We start from the raw sequence: 15548 nt of genomic DNA on the forward strand, positions 1-15548 counted from the left end.
CAATAATTGAGGACACGTTTAGTGTTACATGTTTGGTTACGAGCGCAGCATAGCCCGCTAGCTGTCTGGCACGAAGACATACAGCAATGGCAAATGGTTGATGGTTGGCAACAGCTGCAAACGATCTATAGTAACTATAAGTCCAATAGCCAAAAAGTGCTTTGTTTATATTTTCCCTCAGGTCATGCATTGCAAGTGGACACGGCGCTCAACACTGCTCAGCTTAAGCAGCTTGGTAATAGTGGCAAGCAATACTTATTTGAAGAAACCTCACTAACGCCTGTTGAGCAATTGACTATTCGCCAATTGAGCCATGCTGATACGACACAACTGTATGCACTGGCACAAAATAATATTGAGTCATGGCAACAAAGCGCGCAGCTAGCCGGTATGAATATAGTGGCGTTACTGCCAGATTTTTTATTGTTACCACCGCCAGAAGAGGGCGCAGGTCAGCAAGTGATCCTTTATCAAGATTCGCAAACTATCCTGCTGCGCCAATCATTGCGTCAGGGTATGGCCGTCAGTTATTTGCCGTTAATGTTTGAGCGTTTTCCGCATTTGAGTGAGGTAATGGTGCAGCCGTCTATTGAGTCACCTATTGACACATCGGTTGAGTCACTAGATTCTTCATCGTCAGTGGATTTAATGGCGCAAACTAAAGCATTAACTGCCGAACATCAGCTATTGCTGACGACTCTGTCTACAATACCTAAGCCAATTGATAATCCCGAACGTCAAGCGCTTAATTTCTTTATTAAATCTACTGATTCACAATTATCACCATACCTACGGGTGGCGATGATGGTTGCGCTATCGGCGTTGGTGCTGCAAATGGCAACCGACGGTGTGCAATGGTACAAATATAATGAGGCTACCGCAGCAACCAAAACTGCAATTGCAGCACAGTATCAGTCTTGGTTCGCCGATGAACAACTGAGTACGCGCACCAAACTGCAAGTACAGCTGCAACCAAAACTGCGTAGCGATAGCCAAGGGCCTGCATCACATATGGCGGCATTGTCACGAATATCACCGCTGATCAAACAGTCCTCAATGCATGCACAGTCACTAGTCATGCAACCATCAGCACTCAGTTTTACCCTGATTGCTCCAGATCGCGGTAGTCTTGATAAATTTACAAGCACACTGGTAGAACAAGGCTTAAATGCCAAACTTGCGCAAGTCAATAGTAATGAGCAAGGTCAGTTTAGTGGTCAAGTTACTGTCAATGTGGTAGAAAACAATATTGCAGAAAGCAGTGGTATGGCAAATAATGCTGCAGCGTCGTAACTCATCAAGGTATTGGTAATAAAGGTCAAAACATGAAACGATTACAACGCCGTACCAAACGTAATGCAGCTGTCTCTGCAACCAGTACTAAGGCCCACGTATTATCAGAGCGTATGAACAATTATCAAAATGTATTAACGACGCGCTGGCAAGCATTACCTCCACGTGATCAACTCGCGCTAGCTATATTGTCTATATTTTTGCTGTTGTTTATCGGCGGTTATGGTGGCTATAGCGTTCATCAAGCAGCGAGCGATAGTAAAAACGACTATCAGGAGCAAGTGGCGGATTATTTTTGGCTGCGTGCTCAAGCAGGTAACATTGATAGTAGTGCATTGAATACTGGTAATAACGCTACTGGAGAGGCTGATATGCCGCCTGCGAGTCGTATTAACGCGCTGCTCAATACTTCCGGTATAGCAGACGCTCAGGTGGTTGCGACTGGCGATACAGTGCAATTAAGCTTTACGCATTCTAGTCAAGCGGTCGTAAGCACTGCGCTGGGCAAGCTTGAACAGCAAGGCTGGCAGTTCACACAGCTGTCTATGCAACAAGACACGGCTAACAAATCTATTCAGGTGCAAGCAACGGTCACTTCCTAAAATGTCTCAGATTGCGATAGAAATTTTAAATACTTATATCACTGTATGCTTAGTACGCGACACTCGTTGCTCGACAGCAAAATAATGCTTGAGCTTTGGTATCATTGAAAAGCGATTTATCTGGCTCCATTAAACAGTTAATCATATGACTATTGAATAAAAATATTACCAGTAAGGAAAACTTCACATAATGCGGGACAGTATGAGCAACGATAAACGCCGTTCTTTAATTACTTATAATCACATCACCTATTTTTTATATGTGATCAGCTATTTTACTGCTGGTCTATTATGGGTTGTGCCGATTGTCATGAACTATGCCAAGCGCCATGATGCTAGTGGGTCATGGTTATCCACGCATTTTGATTGGCAAATTAAGACTTTTTGGTACAGTGTTGTTTGGTTTGTTATTGGCATTATCCTGATTACCTTTGCACTAGGCGGGTTTGGCATTAGCGTATTAGCAGATAGTGGCAATATCGCTATTGGCTCGATATTGTTGGCTGGACTTGGTTTGCTCATTATGACCTTTACTTTTATCTGGCATTTATATCGCATCATACGTGGGTGGATTGCATTGACTGACGGACGTCCAGTGCCATAAGTTCTTATCAGGATTTCTTAGGTTAATGCTTTAGTCTAAACGCTGGTCGTTTATCGTTATTCAGAAGAGACTCACCAGCATTGTTTACCGCTTAAATGTAGAAATTTAGCGACTGAAACTTTGCTCTTATTTCTGTTAAGCTGATATAATCGCTGCGCTCGATTTCATTCGCATTTTTTATTCATTATTGCTTCCAAGCAGGGTCTGCCATCACTATGTCTTATGCCTTACTTCGTCCTTTTTTATTTAATATGGATCCCGAACACGCCCATGAGATGACGCTATCTTTATTGGATAAAGCGCATAAAGCACGTGTTTTAGGCTTGGCGTATGGTCAGTCAATGCAACCAACAGACTGTATGGGCCTACAGTTTTCTAATCCAGTCGGTCTGGCAGCAGGTCTAGACAAAAATGGCGATTATATTGACGCGCTGGCTGAGCTGGGATTCGGTTTTATAGAAGTAGGCACAGTCACGCCAAGACCGCAAGTAGGCAATGACAAGCCAAGACTGTTTAGAATCAAGCAAGCAGATGCGATTATTAATCGTATGGGTTTTAACAATGAAGGCGTCGATTATCTGATTGAGAATGTCAAACGCTGTAAATATAAAGGCAATATCGGTATTAATATTGGCAAAAATGCCGACACGCCGGTAGATCAAGCCGCTGATGACTATGTATATTGTTTGGAGCGTGTGTATCCGCATGCCTCATACATTACGGTTAATATCTCATCGCCGAACACCAAAAACCTACGTGACCTACAAAGTGGTGAAGCACTGACTCAATTGATGGATACGATTAAAAATCGCCACAGTCAGTTAGCCAACGAATATGGTTTTTATGTCCCATTGGTGCTTAAAGTGGCTCCAGACTTAGAGCCATTACAAGTTGATTATATCTCGCAGCAATTAATAGATTTTGAAATTGATGGTTTGATTGCGACCAATACGACACTGAGCCGCGTAGGTGTCGAAGATTTGCGTGATGGTGATCAAATGGGTGGCCTGTCAGGTCGTCCTGTGAGCCATATTAGTACCCAAATTTTACAGCAGTTCTCTGATCAGCTAGATGGTAAAGTCGCTTTGATAGGTGTGGGCGGTATCGATAGTGGTACTAAAGCCGTTAAAAAAATCGAAGCAGGTGCAGATATGGTACAGCTCTATACGGGGCTTATCTATCGAGGTCCTGGGCTGGTACAGTCTTGCATTCAGGCAATCGGTGGCTATTACGATGCCATGGAAAGCTAATCCAATGAACAAGATAATAAGGCGTAAAGCATGAGTGGTTTAGATATTGTGATTGCTATTGTTGTCTTAATTGGTTTGTGGCGCGGCTTTCAACTGGGATTGATTAAAACAGCAATAGGCTTGGTAGGTTGGTTTATTGCCCTGATCGCTGCTACTAGTCTCGCAGGAGTAGTGTCGCCTCAATTAGCTGACGTCGTACAAAGCCCTGTGCTACAAATGGCGATGGCCTTTTTATTGGTAGTGATTGTGATACTGGCAATCATGCATCTGATGGCTTTCGTGATATCAGGCATACTTAAAACTTTACGCCTGGGCATCTTGGATAAAATGGCAGGCGGCGTACTGGGTGCTGCCAAAAACGTACTGATGGTCTTAGTTGTACTGAGCGTCAGTGCGCCATTACTGGTACAGATGCCGCAATGGCAGACCTCAGTGTTGGCGCCTGAGCTGATGCCATATGCACCGATGGGCAAGGCTTTAGTAACAGAAGTGTTGGGCATGGCGTGGGATCAGATCAATCAGTCGTAACTTTACGGTTGCCTATTATGCTATTTAAGTGTTTATTATTTTACTTCTTTTTATAATTCTAAATATTTGCACGTGTCACTGATAATCACAAACAGATTATCGAAAAATCTCGTTAAGTTTCTTACAACATCATCAGGTTAGCGGCGGGCGGCAGTGAGTAGTTTTAGCAACATACTGTCGTGAAGTTTGCCGTTATTGTCGTACTAATGTATGAGTTAAAATAGGATATAGCTATTATGTGTGGAGTCATTGGAGTTGCAGCTCACGAACCAGTCAATCAGATTCTTTATGACGGTTTGACGATGCTACAGCATCGCGGGCAAGATGCAGCAGGTATTGTTACTTTGCAAGATGGGCGACTCTATCTACGTAAAGAAAATGGCATGGTACGTGACGTATTTATGAATCGTCATATGATGAAACTGGTTGGTAAGTTCGGTATCGGTCATGTGCGTTATCCAACAGCTGGTACGTCTAGCAGTGCTGAAGCTCAGCCATTTTATGTCAACTCACCTTATGGTATTACCCTTGCACATAATGGTAACTTGACCAATGCTGAGAGTCTGGCCAAATCTTTGTATATCGAAGATCGTCGCCACCTTAATACTGATTCAGATTCTGAAGTGCTTTTGAACGTACTAGCTCATGAGATGCAGAATCTAGGCAAAACACATCCAACTGCTGATGATATCTTTGAAGCAGTAAAAGCTGTCTATAGACGCTGTGAAGGTGCTTATGGTGTAGTCGCACTAATTACTGGTCATGGCTTGCTGGCATTCCGCGATCCAAACGGTATTCGCCCACTTATCTTTGGTAAGCGTATGGCACCGAATGGTGGTACTGAATATATGGTTGCCTCTGAATCAGTTGCATTGACAGGTTCTGGCTTTACTATCGTTCGTGATGTAAAACCAGGCGAAGCAATTTTTATCGATTTGAACCATAAATTGCATACGCATCAGTGCGTAGAGCCAAAAGAATACACGCCTTGTATCTTTGAGTATGTTTACTTTGCTCGTCCAGACTCGATCATAGACAACATCTCAGTTTATAAAGCACGCCTACGTATGGGTGAAAAGCTGGCAGATAAAATCCTTGCTGAGTGGGGCGAGGAGCATGATATCGACGTGGTCATTCCAATTCCAGATACGTCGCGTACTTCAGCAATGGAGCTAGCGCTAAAAATGAATGTCAAATACCGTGAAGGGTTTATGAAAAACCGCTATATCGGTCGTACGTTTATTATGCCAGGTCAACAGCAGCGCAAAAAATCAGTTCGCCAGAAACTCAGCGCTGTGCCATTAGAATTCAAAGGTAAAAACGTACTATTGGTTGATGATTCTATCGTTCGTGGTACAACTTGTCATGAAATCATTCAAATGGCACGAGATGCCGGTGCTAATAAGGTGTTTTTTGCCAGTGCTGCGCCACCAGTGAAATTTCCAAATGTATACGGCATTGATATGCCAGTACGTAGCGAGCTTATTGCCTCAGGCAATAGCGTCGAAGAAGTACGTGATATCATCGGTGCAGATCGTTTGATTTTCCAAGATTTGGATGATTTGATTGATGCAGTAAAAGATACCAAACACAGCCGAGTGGAAGGTTTTGATTGTGCGGTATTCAATGGTTGCTATATTACGGGTCAGATTAACGAAGCATATCTTGATCATCTGCAGGAGCAGCGTAACGATACTGCCAAAGCTGGTAAAAAAGGCGTACAAATAGTGGCTGATACTCCAGTTGATATGATGGGCGTAGAAGAGCTTTAAGCTAAAGCTATTGTGATGAGATAAGAAAAAGCTAGATTCCGCATGGTATCTAGCTTTTTTATGTTTGAAATATAGCTAAAGGTGCTGGTATTTATATAAGTGGGCGAAGTTTTTTAGCCCAAAAAATTATTAAATAACCAAAATAGACCATTGATAGCTGCAATGCCGACAACCATACTGACTAAAAGCTGACGGCTAATATGGTAGATAAATAACACCAAAACAAGTGCGCCAACCTGTGCCATTAGTAGGTGCAGCTCGGTGTCATTCAAAGTAATAGACGTCGATACGTCCTGATAGGAAAGGCTCGTCAAAATTAGCAGCACCATCACGGACAACGGTAAGCTCTCATTTAACCGATGTAGCCAAAGTGTGTCTAGTAGCTTTCTAGGTATCAGTGCAGGTAAGGCACGAGTGATAAAAGTCACTGCTGCCATAGCAAGCGTAGCAAAAATAAGATAACTACTGCTCATAAGATTCTCCCGTCTTTTGACGTTCCATCCAAAACCCACGTACTAAAATCATGAACATACAGATAGTGATGGCTACTAGTAGTAACCAGTCGCTGGTAAATAGCGAAGCAATGATTAAACCAAGCACTGCAATACCAATTGGGAAGTAGCGTTTGATACTTTGAAACTGCTCATAAGCGAGAATTGCAAACAGACAAACCAACGCAAAATCTAAATTTGGTACCAAGTCACTGAGCGTACTGCCAATCATCACACCAACCGTACTCGCAAGTACCCACCAACTTTGGTTAAATAGGCTGATAGGTAGTATGAGCGCTCGTCGCGACTCATTCGGCAAGCTTGTCATGATCGAAAAAGTCTCGTCAGTCAAAGCAAACAGACAATAGGTTTTGGCCAGCTTATTTTTTGGTAGATACTGCAATAACGGCATACCGTAGAATACATGGCGCAGATTGATCGCGGCAATATTGGTGGCCATATTGCCAATCGGTAGACCAGCGCTTAGCATCGGCAAACAAGCATACTGAGCAGCACCAGCATAGAGGACAATACTAAGCATAATCGTTGCCCATACAGGGACACCAGCTACTTGTGCGAGTACACCAAAGGCAATACCGGCAGGTAAATAGCCCATAGCAACTGGTAAGCTTTTTTTAAAGCCTTCAGCCCAGTGGTAGCGGTTTTCACGCTGATGACTTAATTCATTTGAATGAGTATTCACATGACATCCTAAATTTTTCTTATGGTATTGTTATCAATCTATAGATTTAAAAATTATTGATTCAAACTGTATTGCTGCAAAAGTAAAAAATGACCTTAGTAAAAGTGATTTATCGAAAATCGATAGAATAGACGTAGTATAAAATCAACTAAGCTTCAGGTTGTAGTTTTTCATAACTGCCAGTCTGATTGGCTCGGTACAAAAATCCACCTAATATGATTAGTCTCAATAGTAATAAACACCACACACTTAGCCAAATACCAGTCATATCCCATTGCTGATAGAGCAACCAGCTCAATGGGAAGAAAACAGCGGCCAGTATCAGCGCCGCATTACGAATCACACTACCAGCCGTCAAGCCAAAAAATATCCCATCCAGCCAATATGCACCAACGCCAACAAGGGGTAGTAATACGGCGTACAAATGGTAGTCATAGGCGAGGGCAAACACTGGCTCAATATTGGTCATGAATCCTAAATATGTGGGCATTGCAAGCCACCAAATGGCGCTCAAAATGATAGCAAGACCATAGCTGACCACGCCTGTACGCTTCACAATAATACGAAAACGCGACCAATCACGTCGTCCTGCAGCTTGTCCGCTCAATGTTTCAGCGGACACAGCAACGCCATCCAGAGCAAAGGCAGAAATACTTAATACTTGTAACAAAATAGCATTGGCTGCCAGTATGACGTCACCGCTTTGGGCTGACAGTCGTGTGATCCAAGCAAAGCTTAGCGTTAAAATAAGGGTACGTACAAAGATATCTTTGTTTAATGAAAATAGCCTAAGCATTTTCTCTTTTGTAAAGTACTGTCGATCCGTCTTAAATAATACAGTCCACGATATTTGTAGATGTTGGCGACTTAACCATAATGCCATCAGTATTCCAAACCAAAATGCAATAGTCGTTCCCAATGCAACACCAACCAATCCCATCTGCATGACAAACACAAAGAACAGAGTCAGTACAATATTGAGCACAGCAATAAAACCCTGCTGGTAGAGCATATAACGGGTCTTACCTTGTCCTGCAAACCAACCAATAAAGGCAAAGTTCATCAGCTCTGCGACTACGCCCCAAAAGCGCACATCTAAGTAGGTTTTTGCGGCGCGTCCACTTTCAGGGTTGGCTGACAGTGCTTGTAAGCCAAAATCAATTAGCCATGGCTTTGCTATTAGCAATATTGCTCCAATAGCGAATGCCAATAATAAAGCGCGTTGTAAGATAGACAGCAAAGGTGTGGGCACTGATACATTGCTAGTATTATTCGCCAGTTGTCCCAATGCCTGTGCGGCGAGCCCAGATGACGCGTACTGCAAAAAGTTAAAGCTGACAAGCAATAGCGAAAGCAGTTGTATAGCTAGACCCATGCCCGCAAGTTTAGCAGTGTCATTCATATTACCTACAATTGCCGTATCAATGACACTTTGCAGTGGCATGGCCAAATTGGCTAGTAGCACAGGCAAAGCTATCGCCACAATGCGTTTATAACTTGTATCAATAGGTGGCATCGCGTAAGAAGTTGTAGAATTAGCTGACATGGATGGCTCATTTATACGTGGGCGACAAAGAGGTACATTCGTTAAATGATAATAAACTTGTAAAATAGTACATTTAACATAAGAGACAAAACAGCTATAAAGACAAAAGCACCTAGACTCATTATTCATGAGTCAGGTGCTCTTATTCAAACATTGTAGCTGTTCACTTAGTAGTTATACAAAGATTAATAACACGATATTTCAGTATATCAATCCATTTAATATACCTTACTAAATATTGTCTTGTTCAGACATTTTTGGGTCATTAAAAGTAACAATCTCTTCTTCAAACTCTGGTTTTACTTTTACGATAAAGTCATCGCGCGAAAGCCCCATACGTAATGGAATCGAGCTGGCGATATAAGTCGATGAGTAAGTACCCGCAAGTAAACCAATAAATAGAGCCACTGAGAACCAGTATAGTCCTTCACCGCCTAAGAATAACATGGCTAATACAACCAATAGGACAGTCGAGATGGTCATAATCGTACGGCGTAGCGTCTCGGTCAATGACAAATCAATCGTTTGCTCAGGCGTAATACCACGGACACGGCGGAAGTTTTCGCGAATACGGTCATACACAACAATCGTATCGTTCAACGAATAACCAATCAATGCCAATACCGCTGCCAATACCGTTAAGTCAAATGGGAAGCCGAATAACGCAAAAACACCGATGGTTACGACGGCATCATGGAATAGTGATAGTACGGCACCAAGAGACAGTTTGAACTGGAAGCGTAGAGCAACATAACCAAGCATACAAGCTAATGCTAATGCCAATGCCATGACTGAGTTTAGATAAACCTCGTTACCAACTTGGCTACCAATGATATTGACGTTACTGATGTCAGCTGTATTATCTGGCAATGCTAAAGCTTGTGTCAGGTTCGCACTCAGGCCATCAACATTATCAGACTGAGGGGGTAGACGTACCAATAGCTCTTCACGCGTACCTAGGTACTGTACAACCGCATCATCGAAGCCATTGTCTGCCAGTGCTTGCACAACAGCAACTTGTTCAACAGGCTGCTCGTAACGTACATCAGCTGATACACCGCCAGTAAAGTCAAGACCTAGGTTCAGACCATTTACGGCGATAGCAATGATACTACCAATAACCATGAATAAAGACAGTAGTGCCATTGGCTTTTCTATCTTCATAAATGGAATGATACGTTGGCTACCAACAGCTTTAATGCCACCTTCAGCGACGGCCGCTGCATCATCTTCAGCATCGCCAGTTACTAGATTAGAATCGACAGCTGTAGATAGCGCTTGATTGTCTTTAGCATTTTGACCTTTACCGCCGCGACGACTAGGGTTTTTTCCTGATTTTGCGCTAGTAGGGTTGTTGCTTTTGGTATTGCTACCTTTGCCATCACGACGCGGTTTATTACGGCGACGCGTACTTGCATTGCTCGACTCACCGTTTGAGCTATTTCGATCAGGATTATTTTGCTGTTCTAAAGGGTTGTTATTATCGATCGCCATAGTGTTCTCCTAACCGATGCTCAGACTTTTGATGGATTTACGCTTACCATAAGCAATTTGTACCAGTGCGCGTGTCACCAAAATTGCGGTGAATAGTGAGCTGACAATACCAATAGCTAGCGTAATCGCGAAGCCTTTAATCGGACCAGTACCAATCGCAAATAGGATAAACGCGACCAATAAGGTAGTAATGTTGGCATCAAAAATACTGCTAAATGCGCGATCAAAACCTGCCACGATGGCTGACTTCGGCCGTACACCATTTGCAATCTCCTCTCGTATTCGCTCAAAGATCAGTACGTTGGCATCAACCGCCATACCGATGGTCAAAACGATACCTGCGATACCAGGTAGGGTAAGTGATGAACCCAAGATTGACATGATTGAAATGATAATAATAACGTTGACGGCTAGCGCGACGTTGGCAATGACACCAAATAAGCGATAGAAGATAATCATAAACGCGAAGACTAACAAATAGCCAACCTGCGTAGAGAACAATCCTTTATCGATGTTTTCTTGACCGAGTGATGGACCAATAGTACGTTCTTCTACGAAATACATTGGTGCAGCAAGAGCGCCTGAACGTAGCAAGAGCGCAAGCTCAGCTGCTTCAGCACTACTATCTAAACCAGTAATACGGAATGATGACCCCAATACCGCTTGAATGTTGGCACGGTTAATGACTTTGGTTTCAGCATAAGGTGTACGTACTTCAGTCGTCTCACCAGTTGCTGGATCTTCTTCGTAAGTAATTTTTTGCTTGTTTTCAATGAATAATACAGCCATCTGTTGACCAACAGCTGTACGAGTGGCGTTCTGCATGAGCTTGCCGCCAGCACTATCCAAGGTAATACTTACTTCTGGTAGACCGCTTTCATCTAAGCCAGTTTGCGCATTGGTTACTTTGTCCCCTGTGACGATCGCCTGACGATCTAATAATACAGGCGGGCCATCAAGTGTTTCAAATGGGAATGCCTCTGTACCCGCCGGAGGTATACCGCCTGTATAGGTATCGGCATCTTCTGCCACCATACGGAATTCAAGGTTTGCAGTACGACCAAGGACACGTTTTGCTTCAGCAGTATCTTGCACACCAGGTAGCTCAACGACGATACGGCTAGCACCTTGCGACTGTACCAAAGCTTCAGTCACACCCAGCTCAGCAATACGGTTACGTAAAGTTGTCAAGTTCTGGTTTACCGCGTAGCTATTGATTTCGTCAAGTGTCGCATCATTATACGATAAGACCAATGCAGGACCTTGATCATCAATAGAAGACTGCAAGTTAAACGTGTTGCTCATTGAGCCTTGTAATACGTTCTGTGCACGGTTACGAGTATCAGTATCGGCAAAATGCAATACCACGCCGCGATCTTCGGTTTTGATGCCTTTGATTGCTACTCGCTCAGCACGTAGCTCACGTCGCATATCGCGACTAGCACTGGTCAAACGCTGTTCAAGCGCCTTGTCCATATCGACTTCGAGTACAAAACGTACACCACCACGTAAATCAAGACCAAGCTTCATCGGTCTTGCACCGATATCACGTAGCCACTGCGGGGTAGTCTGTGCTAGGTTGAGGGCAACGACATAGTCTTCGCCCAAGTTTTGACGTAGCACTTCCTGCGCCTTTAACTGATCGACTGGGTTGTTGAGACGTACCAGCGCGCTGTTGCCTTCAAACGTACCATCGTGGTTATCTAGACCTGCCTCTTCAAGTAAGCTTTGAGACTCGGTTAAGATGCCTTCAGATAGCTGAGTCCCTGCTGCTGCGCTCGTAATCTGCACAGCAGGTTCGTCAGGGTAAAGATTGGGGGCAGCATATAAGCCAGCAACGAGTAGCACGACGGCAATTATTAAGTATTTCCAAGCGGGATATTGCATAATCACTTCTTTAAGTTGATAAACGACTGGCGACATAGGCCACAAGTTAGCAGATGGGAAGTTAGCGATAGCAATGGTCGAGTGCTATGTTCAGCAGCCGTCATCATGCACCATTGCGATCATCCGCGATGATAGTAACGCATAAAAAGTAAAGCAAATAATATAGATGTCTCTTTATCTGGTCACTACAGTCTATATTAGATAAAAATAAAACACCTAAACAGTAAGCCTAATTTATATAGTAATTATACCTTACTGTGTTAATAGCGAAAAATGACCGTAAATCATATACAGTCATTTTTTAGTCATTACATTCAGTAATGCGACAACTATTGAATGATCACTAGTAAAAACCAGTGAACATTCTAATTAGACGCTTTCGATCGTGCCAGCAGGCAATACTGAAATAACAGAAGCACGTTGTACTTTCACGTCAGTATTGTTGTTTAAGCTCACAACGGCATAATCGCCTTCGATCGCTTTAATACGGCCCATTAAGCCACCAGCAAAAATGATTTCACTGCCAACAGTTAATGCGTTAACCATGGCACGATGTTCCTTAGTACGCTTAGACTGCGGGCGAATAACCAAGAAGTAAAAAATCGCAAAAAATGCAACGGGTAGTAAAATCTGACCGAATAGACCTGCAGCACCTGCAGTCTCTGGTGCAGCATGGGCAGCTTGAATAAATAAGCTCATAATATCTCTCAGTAAGTCATGGACAATAATAAAATTAGACGCATAGTAACAAAAAATCTTAGTCTTGGTAACTGTTAATCATAGGCTGAGCATGTTTTTCTTAGCATAAGGCATACTATTAGCCAACGGATAGGACAACATTTTTTTACTATATTCAAATCCTAACGCAAAAGTTCAGATCAGGTAAGCATAAAGAATAGGCTAGTAAAGATGTAATCGTACAACCATTAATAGTAGGGCAATAAAAGTCATCAAAAAACAAAAACTTAAAAATGGCGACTTATTGTGAAATGGTATCATCAATGCTACTATCAAATGGCAATGATTGCCTGCATTTAAGATACTATATATTGAAGCGTAATACGGCTTTTTGAAGCATAGTATGACCTTGAAATAGTTATTAAATCAGCTTTGATTAATGATTTGTACGGTAGACAGTTGCCTTCTATTACTTTAATAATAGTACTCTGCAAATTATTACGAAACACTTATTATATTATCTTCCTTTTCCTCTTTTTAGGTTACCCAACTTGTTCACCACTTTTATGTTTGTACCTCGTTTATGTCGTCCGCGCGCTCATCGTAAAGACGCATCTGCAGAGCCTCCCCCGAGAATGACTACTAGTTCTCGATTTGGTTATACTTCTTTTTCGGCACTTTCTGTATTAGCAATTTTCATGCTACCGCAGACAGTGTGGGCAGCGGGTGCTGTATCAACATCTACCGCTGCGGCAGCCCCAACTGCGCTGAGCATTTCTTTATTAATCTTTTTTGTCTTACTCGCTATTGGTGTCTCTTTTGCTTGCTCATTAGCAGAATCTGTTTTACTGAGCATGACACCATCATTTATTGCGGATGTGCAAGAAAGCAATCCCAAAAAAGCAGAAATGCTCAAAAGCCTTAAAGTAGACAATATTGATCAGTCACTAGCTGCTATTTTAACGTTGAATACGGTTGCCCATACACTCGGCTCTATCGGTGCTGGTGCGCAGGCTACGATCGTATTTGGTAGCGCTTGGTTTGGTCTGTTTTCTGCTCTGATGACGCTTGCTATCTTGTTCATGTCTGAGATTATTCCAAAAACATTGGGTACATTGTACTGGCGTCAGTTAAGCGGCTTGGTTGCTTATTTTGTTCGCGGCATTATCATGATTCTGTACCCATTAATTTGGTTCTCAGAGCGTCTGACGAAGTTATTGGTACGCGGTAAAGAACCGCAGACGTTTAGCCGTCGCGAATTTGCGGCTCTTGCTAGTATCGGTGAAGAGTCAGGACAAATTGACCCGTTAGAGTCGCGTATCATTCGCAACTTGCTTGCATTTGGTGCTATTAAAGTCGAAGATATCATGACACCGCGTTCAGTAATGCTCGCATTTGAAGAAAATAAAACGGTTGCCGAGCTATTGGTTGATCGTCCAAAACTGACGTTTTCTCGCTTACCAATCTATGATGGTGATTTGGATAATATTACAGGTTTTGTCCTAAAAACGGACATGTTACTGGCGAAAGTCAATCATGCTATGCATAAACCGTTGACACAGTTTCAGCGAGACATCACTTTTGTCTTCTCTAAAATGAAGCTATTTGATTTGTTGGAACTGATGTTAAAAAATCGCATTCATATTGCGATTACAGTTGGTGAGTATGGTGAAGTCAAAGGACTTGTAACTTTAGAAGATGTATTTGAGACATTATTGGGTCTTGAAATTGTTGATGAAATAGATCGCGTTGAGGATATGCAAGCATTAGCTCGCCAGATGATGGATAGACGGGTAGAGCGCTTAGGCATGAAACTCAGCGATGATGAGCGGTATGAAGACAGCAACAACGATGCTAAGCTCTAACGAAACTGAGCTTAAATGATGATATTGGTAGTTTAGACATAATCATTTGAGCTAGGGTTTTCAGCATAAGTCCTCAAGAATATTTGAGTTGATAGCCTGTTTTTCATTCGCAATAATTACACAGGGTGTCACATGACTGTGAGAATTCGATGATAGGCTCGGCATATGATATGAGTACACTAATATAGATATATCTATACAGATACACTGTCAAAATAAATGATAAAAGAGCGTTAATCGTCAATATATGACACTAACGAAAAAAAATATCGCTAAGGATTATCATGAAAAAATTATTGGGAAATGGGCTATTAGCTTTATTGGTGAAAAGTGCCAGCATCACTGCAATTGTAGCAGTAGCCAGCACCATTAGTATCAATGCACAAGCGGCTACCATGACCGAGGATTTGGTACAGAACTATGCTGCAGCAATGAAAGCATCAGCGAATAGTCAAAGCATCAATCAGGTATCACGCCTAGTATCAGATGACGCGCTTATTTCTTTATCTAGAAAAGGTAAGTCTACTAGTTTAGATAAAGATGCGTATCTAAGGCTGCTCCAAAACAGTTGGAATGACACGTCTAATTATCGCTATGACATTTCGGTAGAAAACGTGGTGATTACTGGTTCACAAGCAAAAGCTAATGTGACGACCAATGAGAGCTGGGTAAAAGATGGTCAGCAGGTATCATTCGTCACTACATCTCGTGTGACTTTGACCTTGTCTACTGGTAATGCAGTGCTGTTGCGAGCAGTATCACAGGTGGCTATCAACTAAGTCATTATTGACTATGTAGGGCAAGGCAACGCTTTGAGCGTCTATTATTATCTTTT

General features: G+C 42.5%; 15 protein-coding genes. 8 read left to right on the forward strand and 7 right to left on the reverse strand.

Annotated features, from left to right (window positions below; translation table 11 throughout):
• The first annotated feature begins 21 nt into the window (after nucleotides 1-21).
• The 6 genes from gspL to purF all read left to right on the forward strand — a co-directional run bounded on the left by gspL (nucleotide 22) and on the right by purF (nucleotide 6049).
• Complete coding sequence (gene gspL, locus ACT3QQ_RS09195) at nucleotides 22-1293, forward strand: type II secretion system protein GspL (RefSeq protein ID WP_444527772.1); 1272 nt, start codon at nucleotides 22-24, stop codon at nucleotides 1291-1293.
• 32 nt (nucleotides 1294-1325) lie between these two features.
• Nucleotides 1326-1895 carry a type II secretion system protein GspM gene (gspM, locus tag ACT3QQ_RS09200; RefSeq protein ID WP_444527773.1) on the forward strand — a complete coding sequence of 190 codons (570 nt, stop codon included), beginning with the start codon at nucleotides 1326-1328 and terminating at the stop codon, nucleotides 1893-1895.
• Between the two features lie 202 nt (nucleotides 1896-2097).
• Nucleotides 2098-2499 carry a DUF4870 family protein gene (locus ACT3QQ_RS09205; protein WP_444527774.1) on the forward strand — a complete coding sequence of 134 codons (402 nt, stop codon included), beginning with the start codon at nucleotides 2098-2100 and terminating at the stop codon, nucleotides 2497-2499.
• 215 nt (nucleotides 2500-2714) lie between these two features.
• Nucleotides 2715-3749 (forward strand): quinone-dependent dihydroorotate dehydrogenase, encoded by a 1035-nt coding sequence (locus ACT3QQ_RS09210; RefSeq protein ID WP_444527775.1) that lies wholly within the window; start codon nucleotides 2715-2717, stop codon nucleotides 3747-3749.
• A gap of 30 nt (nucleotides 3750-3779) precedes the next feature.
• A complete protein-coding gene (locus ACT3QQ_RS09215; protein WP_444527776.1) occupies nucleotides 3780-4277 on the forward strand; it encodes a CvpA family protein in 498 nt (165 codons plus the stop codon).
• Between the two features lie 236 nt (nucleotides 4278-4513).
• The gene (purF, locus tag ACT3QQ_RS09220; RefSeq protein ID WP_444527777.1) at nucleotides 4514-6049 is read left to right on the forward strand and encodes an amidophosphoribosyltransferase; all 1536 of its coding nucleotides are present in this window, start codon (nucleotides 4514-4516) and stop codon (nucleotides 6047-6049) included.
• A gap of 113 nt (nucleotides 6050-6162) precedes the next feature.
• Here purF and ACT3QQ_RS09225 read toward each other — a convergent pair whose 3' ends face one another.
• The 7 genes from ACT3QQ_RS09225 to ACT3QQ_RS09255 all read right to left on the reverse strand — a co-directional run bounded on the left by ACT3QQ_RS09225 (nucleotide 6163) and on the right by ACT3QQ_RS09255 (nucleotide 13704).
• Nucleotides 6163-6522, reverse strand: a complete 360-nt coding sequence (locus ACT3QQ_RS09225; protein WP_444527778.1) for an AzlD domain-containing protein — start codon at nucleotides 6520-6522, stop codon at nucleotides 6163-6165.
• A complete protein-coding gene (locus ACT3QQ_RS09230; protein ID WP_444527779.1) occupies nucleotides 6512-7243 on the reverse strand; it encodes an AzlC family ABC transporter permease in 732 nt (243 codons plus the stop codon). The genes ACT3QQ_RS09225 and ACT3QQ_RS09230 overlap by 11 nt, the downstream gene beginning before the upstream one ends.
• A gap of 148 nt (nucleotides 7244-7391) precedes the next feature.
• A complete protein-coding gene (locus ACT3QQ_RS09235; protein ID WP_444527780.1) occupies nucleotides 7392-8789 on the reverse strand; it encodes an MATE family efflux transporter in 1398 nt (465 codons plus the stop codon).
• A gap of 231 nt (nucleotides 8790-9020) precedes the next feature.
• A complete protein-coding gene (secF, locus tag ACT3QQ_RS09240) occupies nucleotides 9021-10283 on the reverse strand; it encodes a protein translocase subunit SecF (RefSeq protein WP_444527781.1) in 1263 nt (420 codons plus the stop codon).
• A gap of 9 nt (nucleotides 10284-10292) precedes the next feature.
• Nucleotides 10293-12170 carry a protein translocase subunit SecD gene (gene secD, locus ACT3QQ_RS09245; RefSeq protein WP_444527782.1) on the reverse strand — a complete coding sequence of 626 codons (1878 nt, stop codon included), beginning with the start codon at nucleotides 12168-12170 and terminating at the stop codon, nucleotides 10293-10295.
• 369 nt (nucleotides 12171-12539) lie between these two features.
• Entirely contained in the window at nucleotides 12540-12869 is a 330-nt protein-coding gene (gene yajC, locus ACT3QQ_RS09250; RefSeq protein WP_057759529.1) for a preprotein translocase subunit YajC, read from the reverse strand.
• A 637-nt stretch (nucleotides 12870-13506) separates the two neighbouring features.
• On the reverse strand, nucleotides 13507-13704 hold the full coding sequence (locus ACT3QQ_RS09255; protein ID WP_444527783.1) for a hypothetical protein: 198 nt from the start codon (nucleotides 13702-13704) through the stop codon (nucleotides 13507-13509).
• On the opposite strand from ACT3QQ_RS09255, the gene ACT3QQ_RS09260 reads away from it, so the two are divergent.
• Nucleotides 13703-14713 carry a CNNM domain-containing protein gene (locus ACT3QQ_RS09260; protein ID WP_444522003.1) on the forward strand — a complete coding sequence of 337 codons (1011 nt, stop codon included), beginning with the start codon at nucleotides 13703-13705 and terminating at the stop codon, nucleotides 14711-14713. The two genes, ACT3QQ_RS09255 and ACT3QQ_RS09260, sit on opposite strands and share 2 nt — an antisense overlap.
• Before the next feature lie 284 nt (nucleotides 14714-14997).
• Nucleotides 14998-15492 (forward strand): hypothetical protein, encoded by a 495-nt coding sequence (locus ACT3QQ_RS09265; protein ID WP_444527784.1) that lies wholly within the window; start codon nucleotides 14998-15000, stop codon nucleotides 15490-15492.
• Nucleotides 15493-15548: the final 56 nt, after the last annotated feature.

Origin of the sequence: Psychrobacter sp. AOP7-A1-24, assembly GCF_052376235.1 — a bacterium.
Classification (GTDB): domain Bacteria; phylum Pseudomonadota; class Gammaproteobacteria; order Pseudomonadales; family Moraxellaceae; genus Psychrobacter.

Excerpts from the sequence above, each read along its gene's own strand:
- gspM (WP_444527773.1), top strand. The coding sequence starts at position 1,326 with ATGAAACGATTACAACGCCGTACCAAACGTAATGCAGCTGTCTCTGCA.
- ACT3QQ_RS09205 (WP_444527774.1), top strand. The coding sequence starts at position 2,098 with ATGAGCAACGATAAACGCCGTTCTTTAATTACTTATAATCACATCACC.
- ACT3QQ_RS09210 (WP_444527775.1), top strand. The coding sequence starts at position 2,715 with ATGTCTTATGCCTTACTTCGTCCTTTTTTATTTAATATGGATCCCGAA.
- ACT3QQ_RS09215 (WP_444527776.1), top strand. The coding sequence starts at position 3,780 with ATGAGTGGTTTAGATATTGTGATTGCTATTGTTGTCTTAATTGGTTTG.
- purF (WP_444527777.1), top strand. The coding sequence starts at position 4,514 with ATGTGTGGAGTCATTGGAGTTGCAGCTCACGAACCAGTCAATCAGATT.
- ACT3QQ_RS09225 (WP_444527778.1), bottom strand. The coding sequence starts at position 6,522 with ATGAGCAGTAGTTATCTTATTTTTGCTACGCTTGCTATGGCAGCAGTG.
- ACT3QQ_RS09235 (WP_444527780.1), bottom strand. The coding sequence starts at position 8,789 with ATGTCAGCTAATTCTACAACTTCTTACGCGATGCCACCTATTGATACA.
- secF (WP_444527781.1), bottom strand. The coding sequence starts at position 10,283 with ATGGCGATCGATAATAACAACCCTTTAGAACAGCAAAATAATCCTGAT.
- secD (WP_444527782.1), bottom strand. The coding sequence starts at position 12,170 with ATGCAATATCCCGCTTGGAAATACTTAATAATTGCCGTCGTGCTACTC.
- yajC (WP_057759529.1), bottom strand. The coding sequence starts at position 12,869 with ATGAGCTTATTTATTCAAGCTGCCCATGCTGCACCAGAGACTGCAGGT.
- ACT3QQ_RS09260 (WP_444522003.1), top strand. The coding sequence starts at position 13,703 with ATGACACCATCATTTATTGCGGATGTGCAAGAAAGCAATCCCAAAAAA.
- ACT3QQ_RS09255 (WP_444527783.1), bottom strand. The coding sequence starts at position 13,704 with ATGCTCAGTAAAACAGATTCTGCTAATGAGCAAGCAAAAGAGACACCA.
- ACT3QQ_RS09265 (WP_444527784.1), top strand. The coding sequence starts at position 14,998 with ATGAAAAAATTATTGGGAAATGGGCTATTAGCTTTATTGGTGAAAAGT.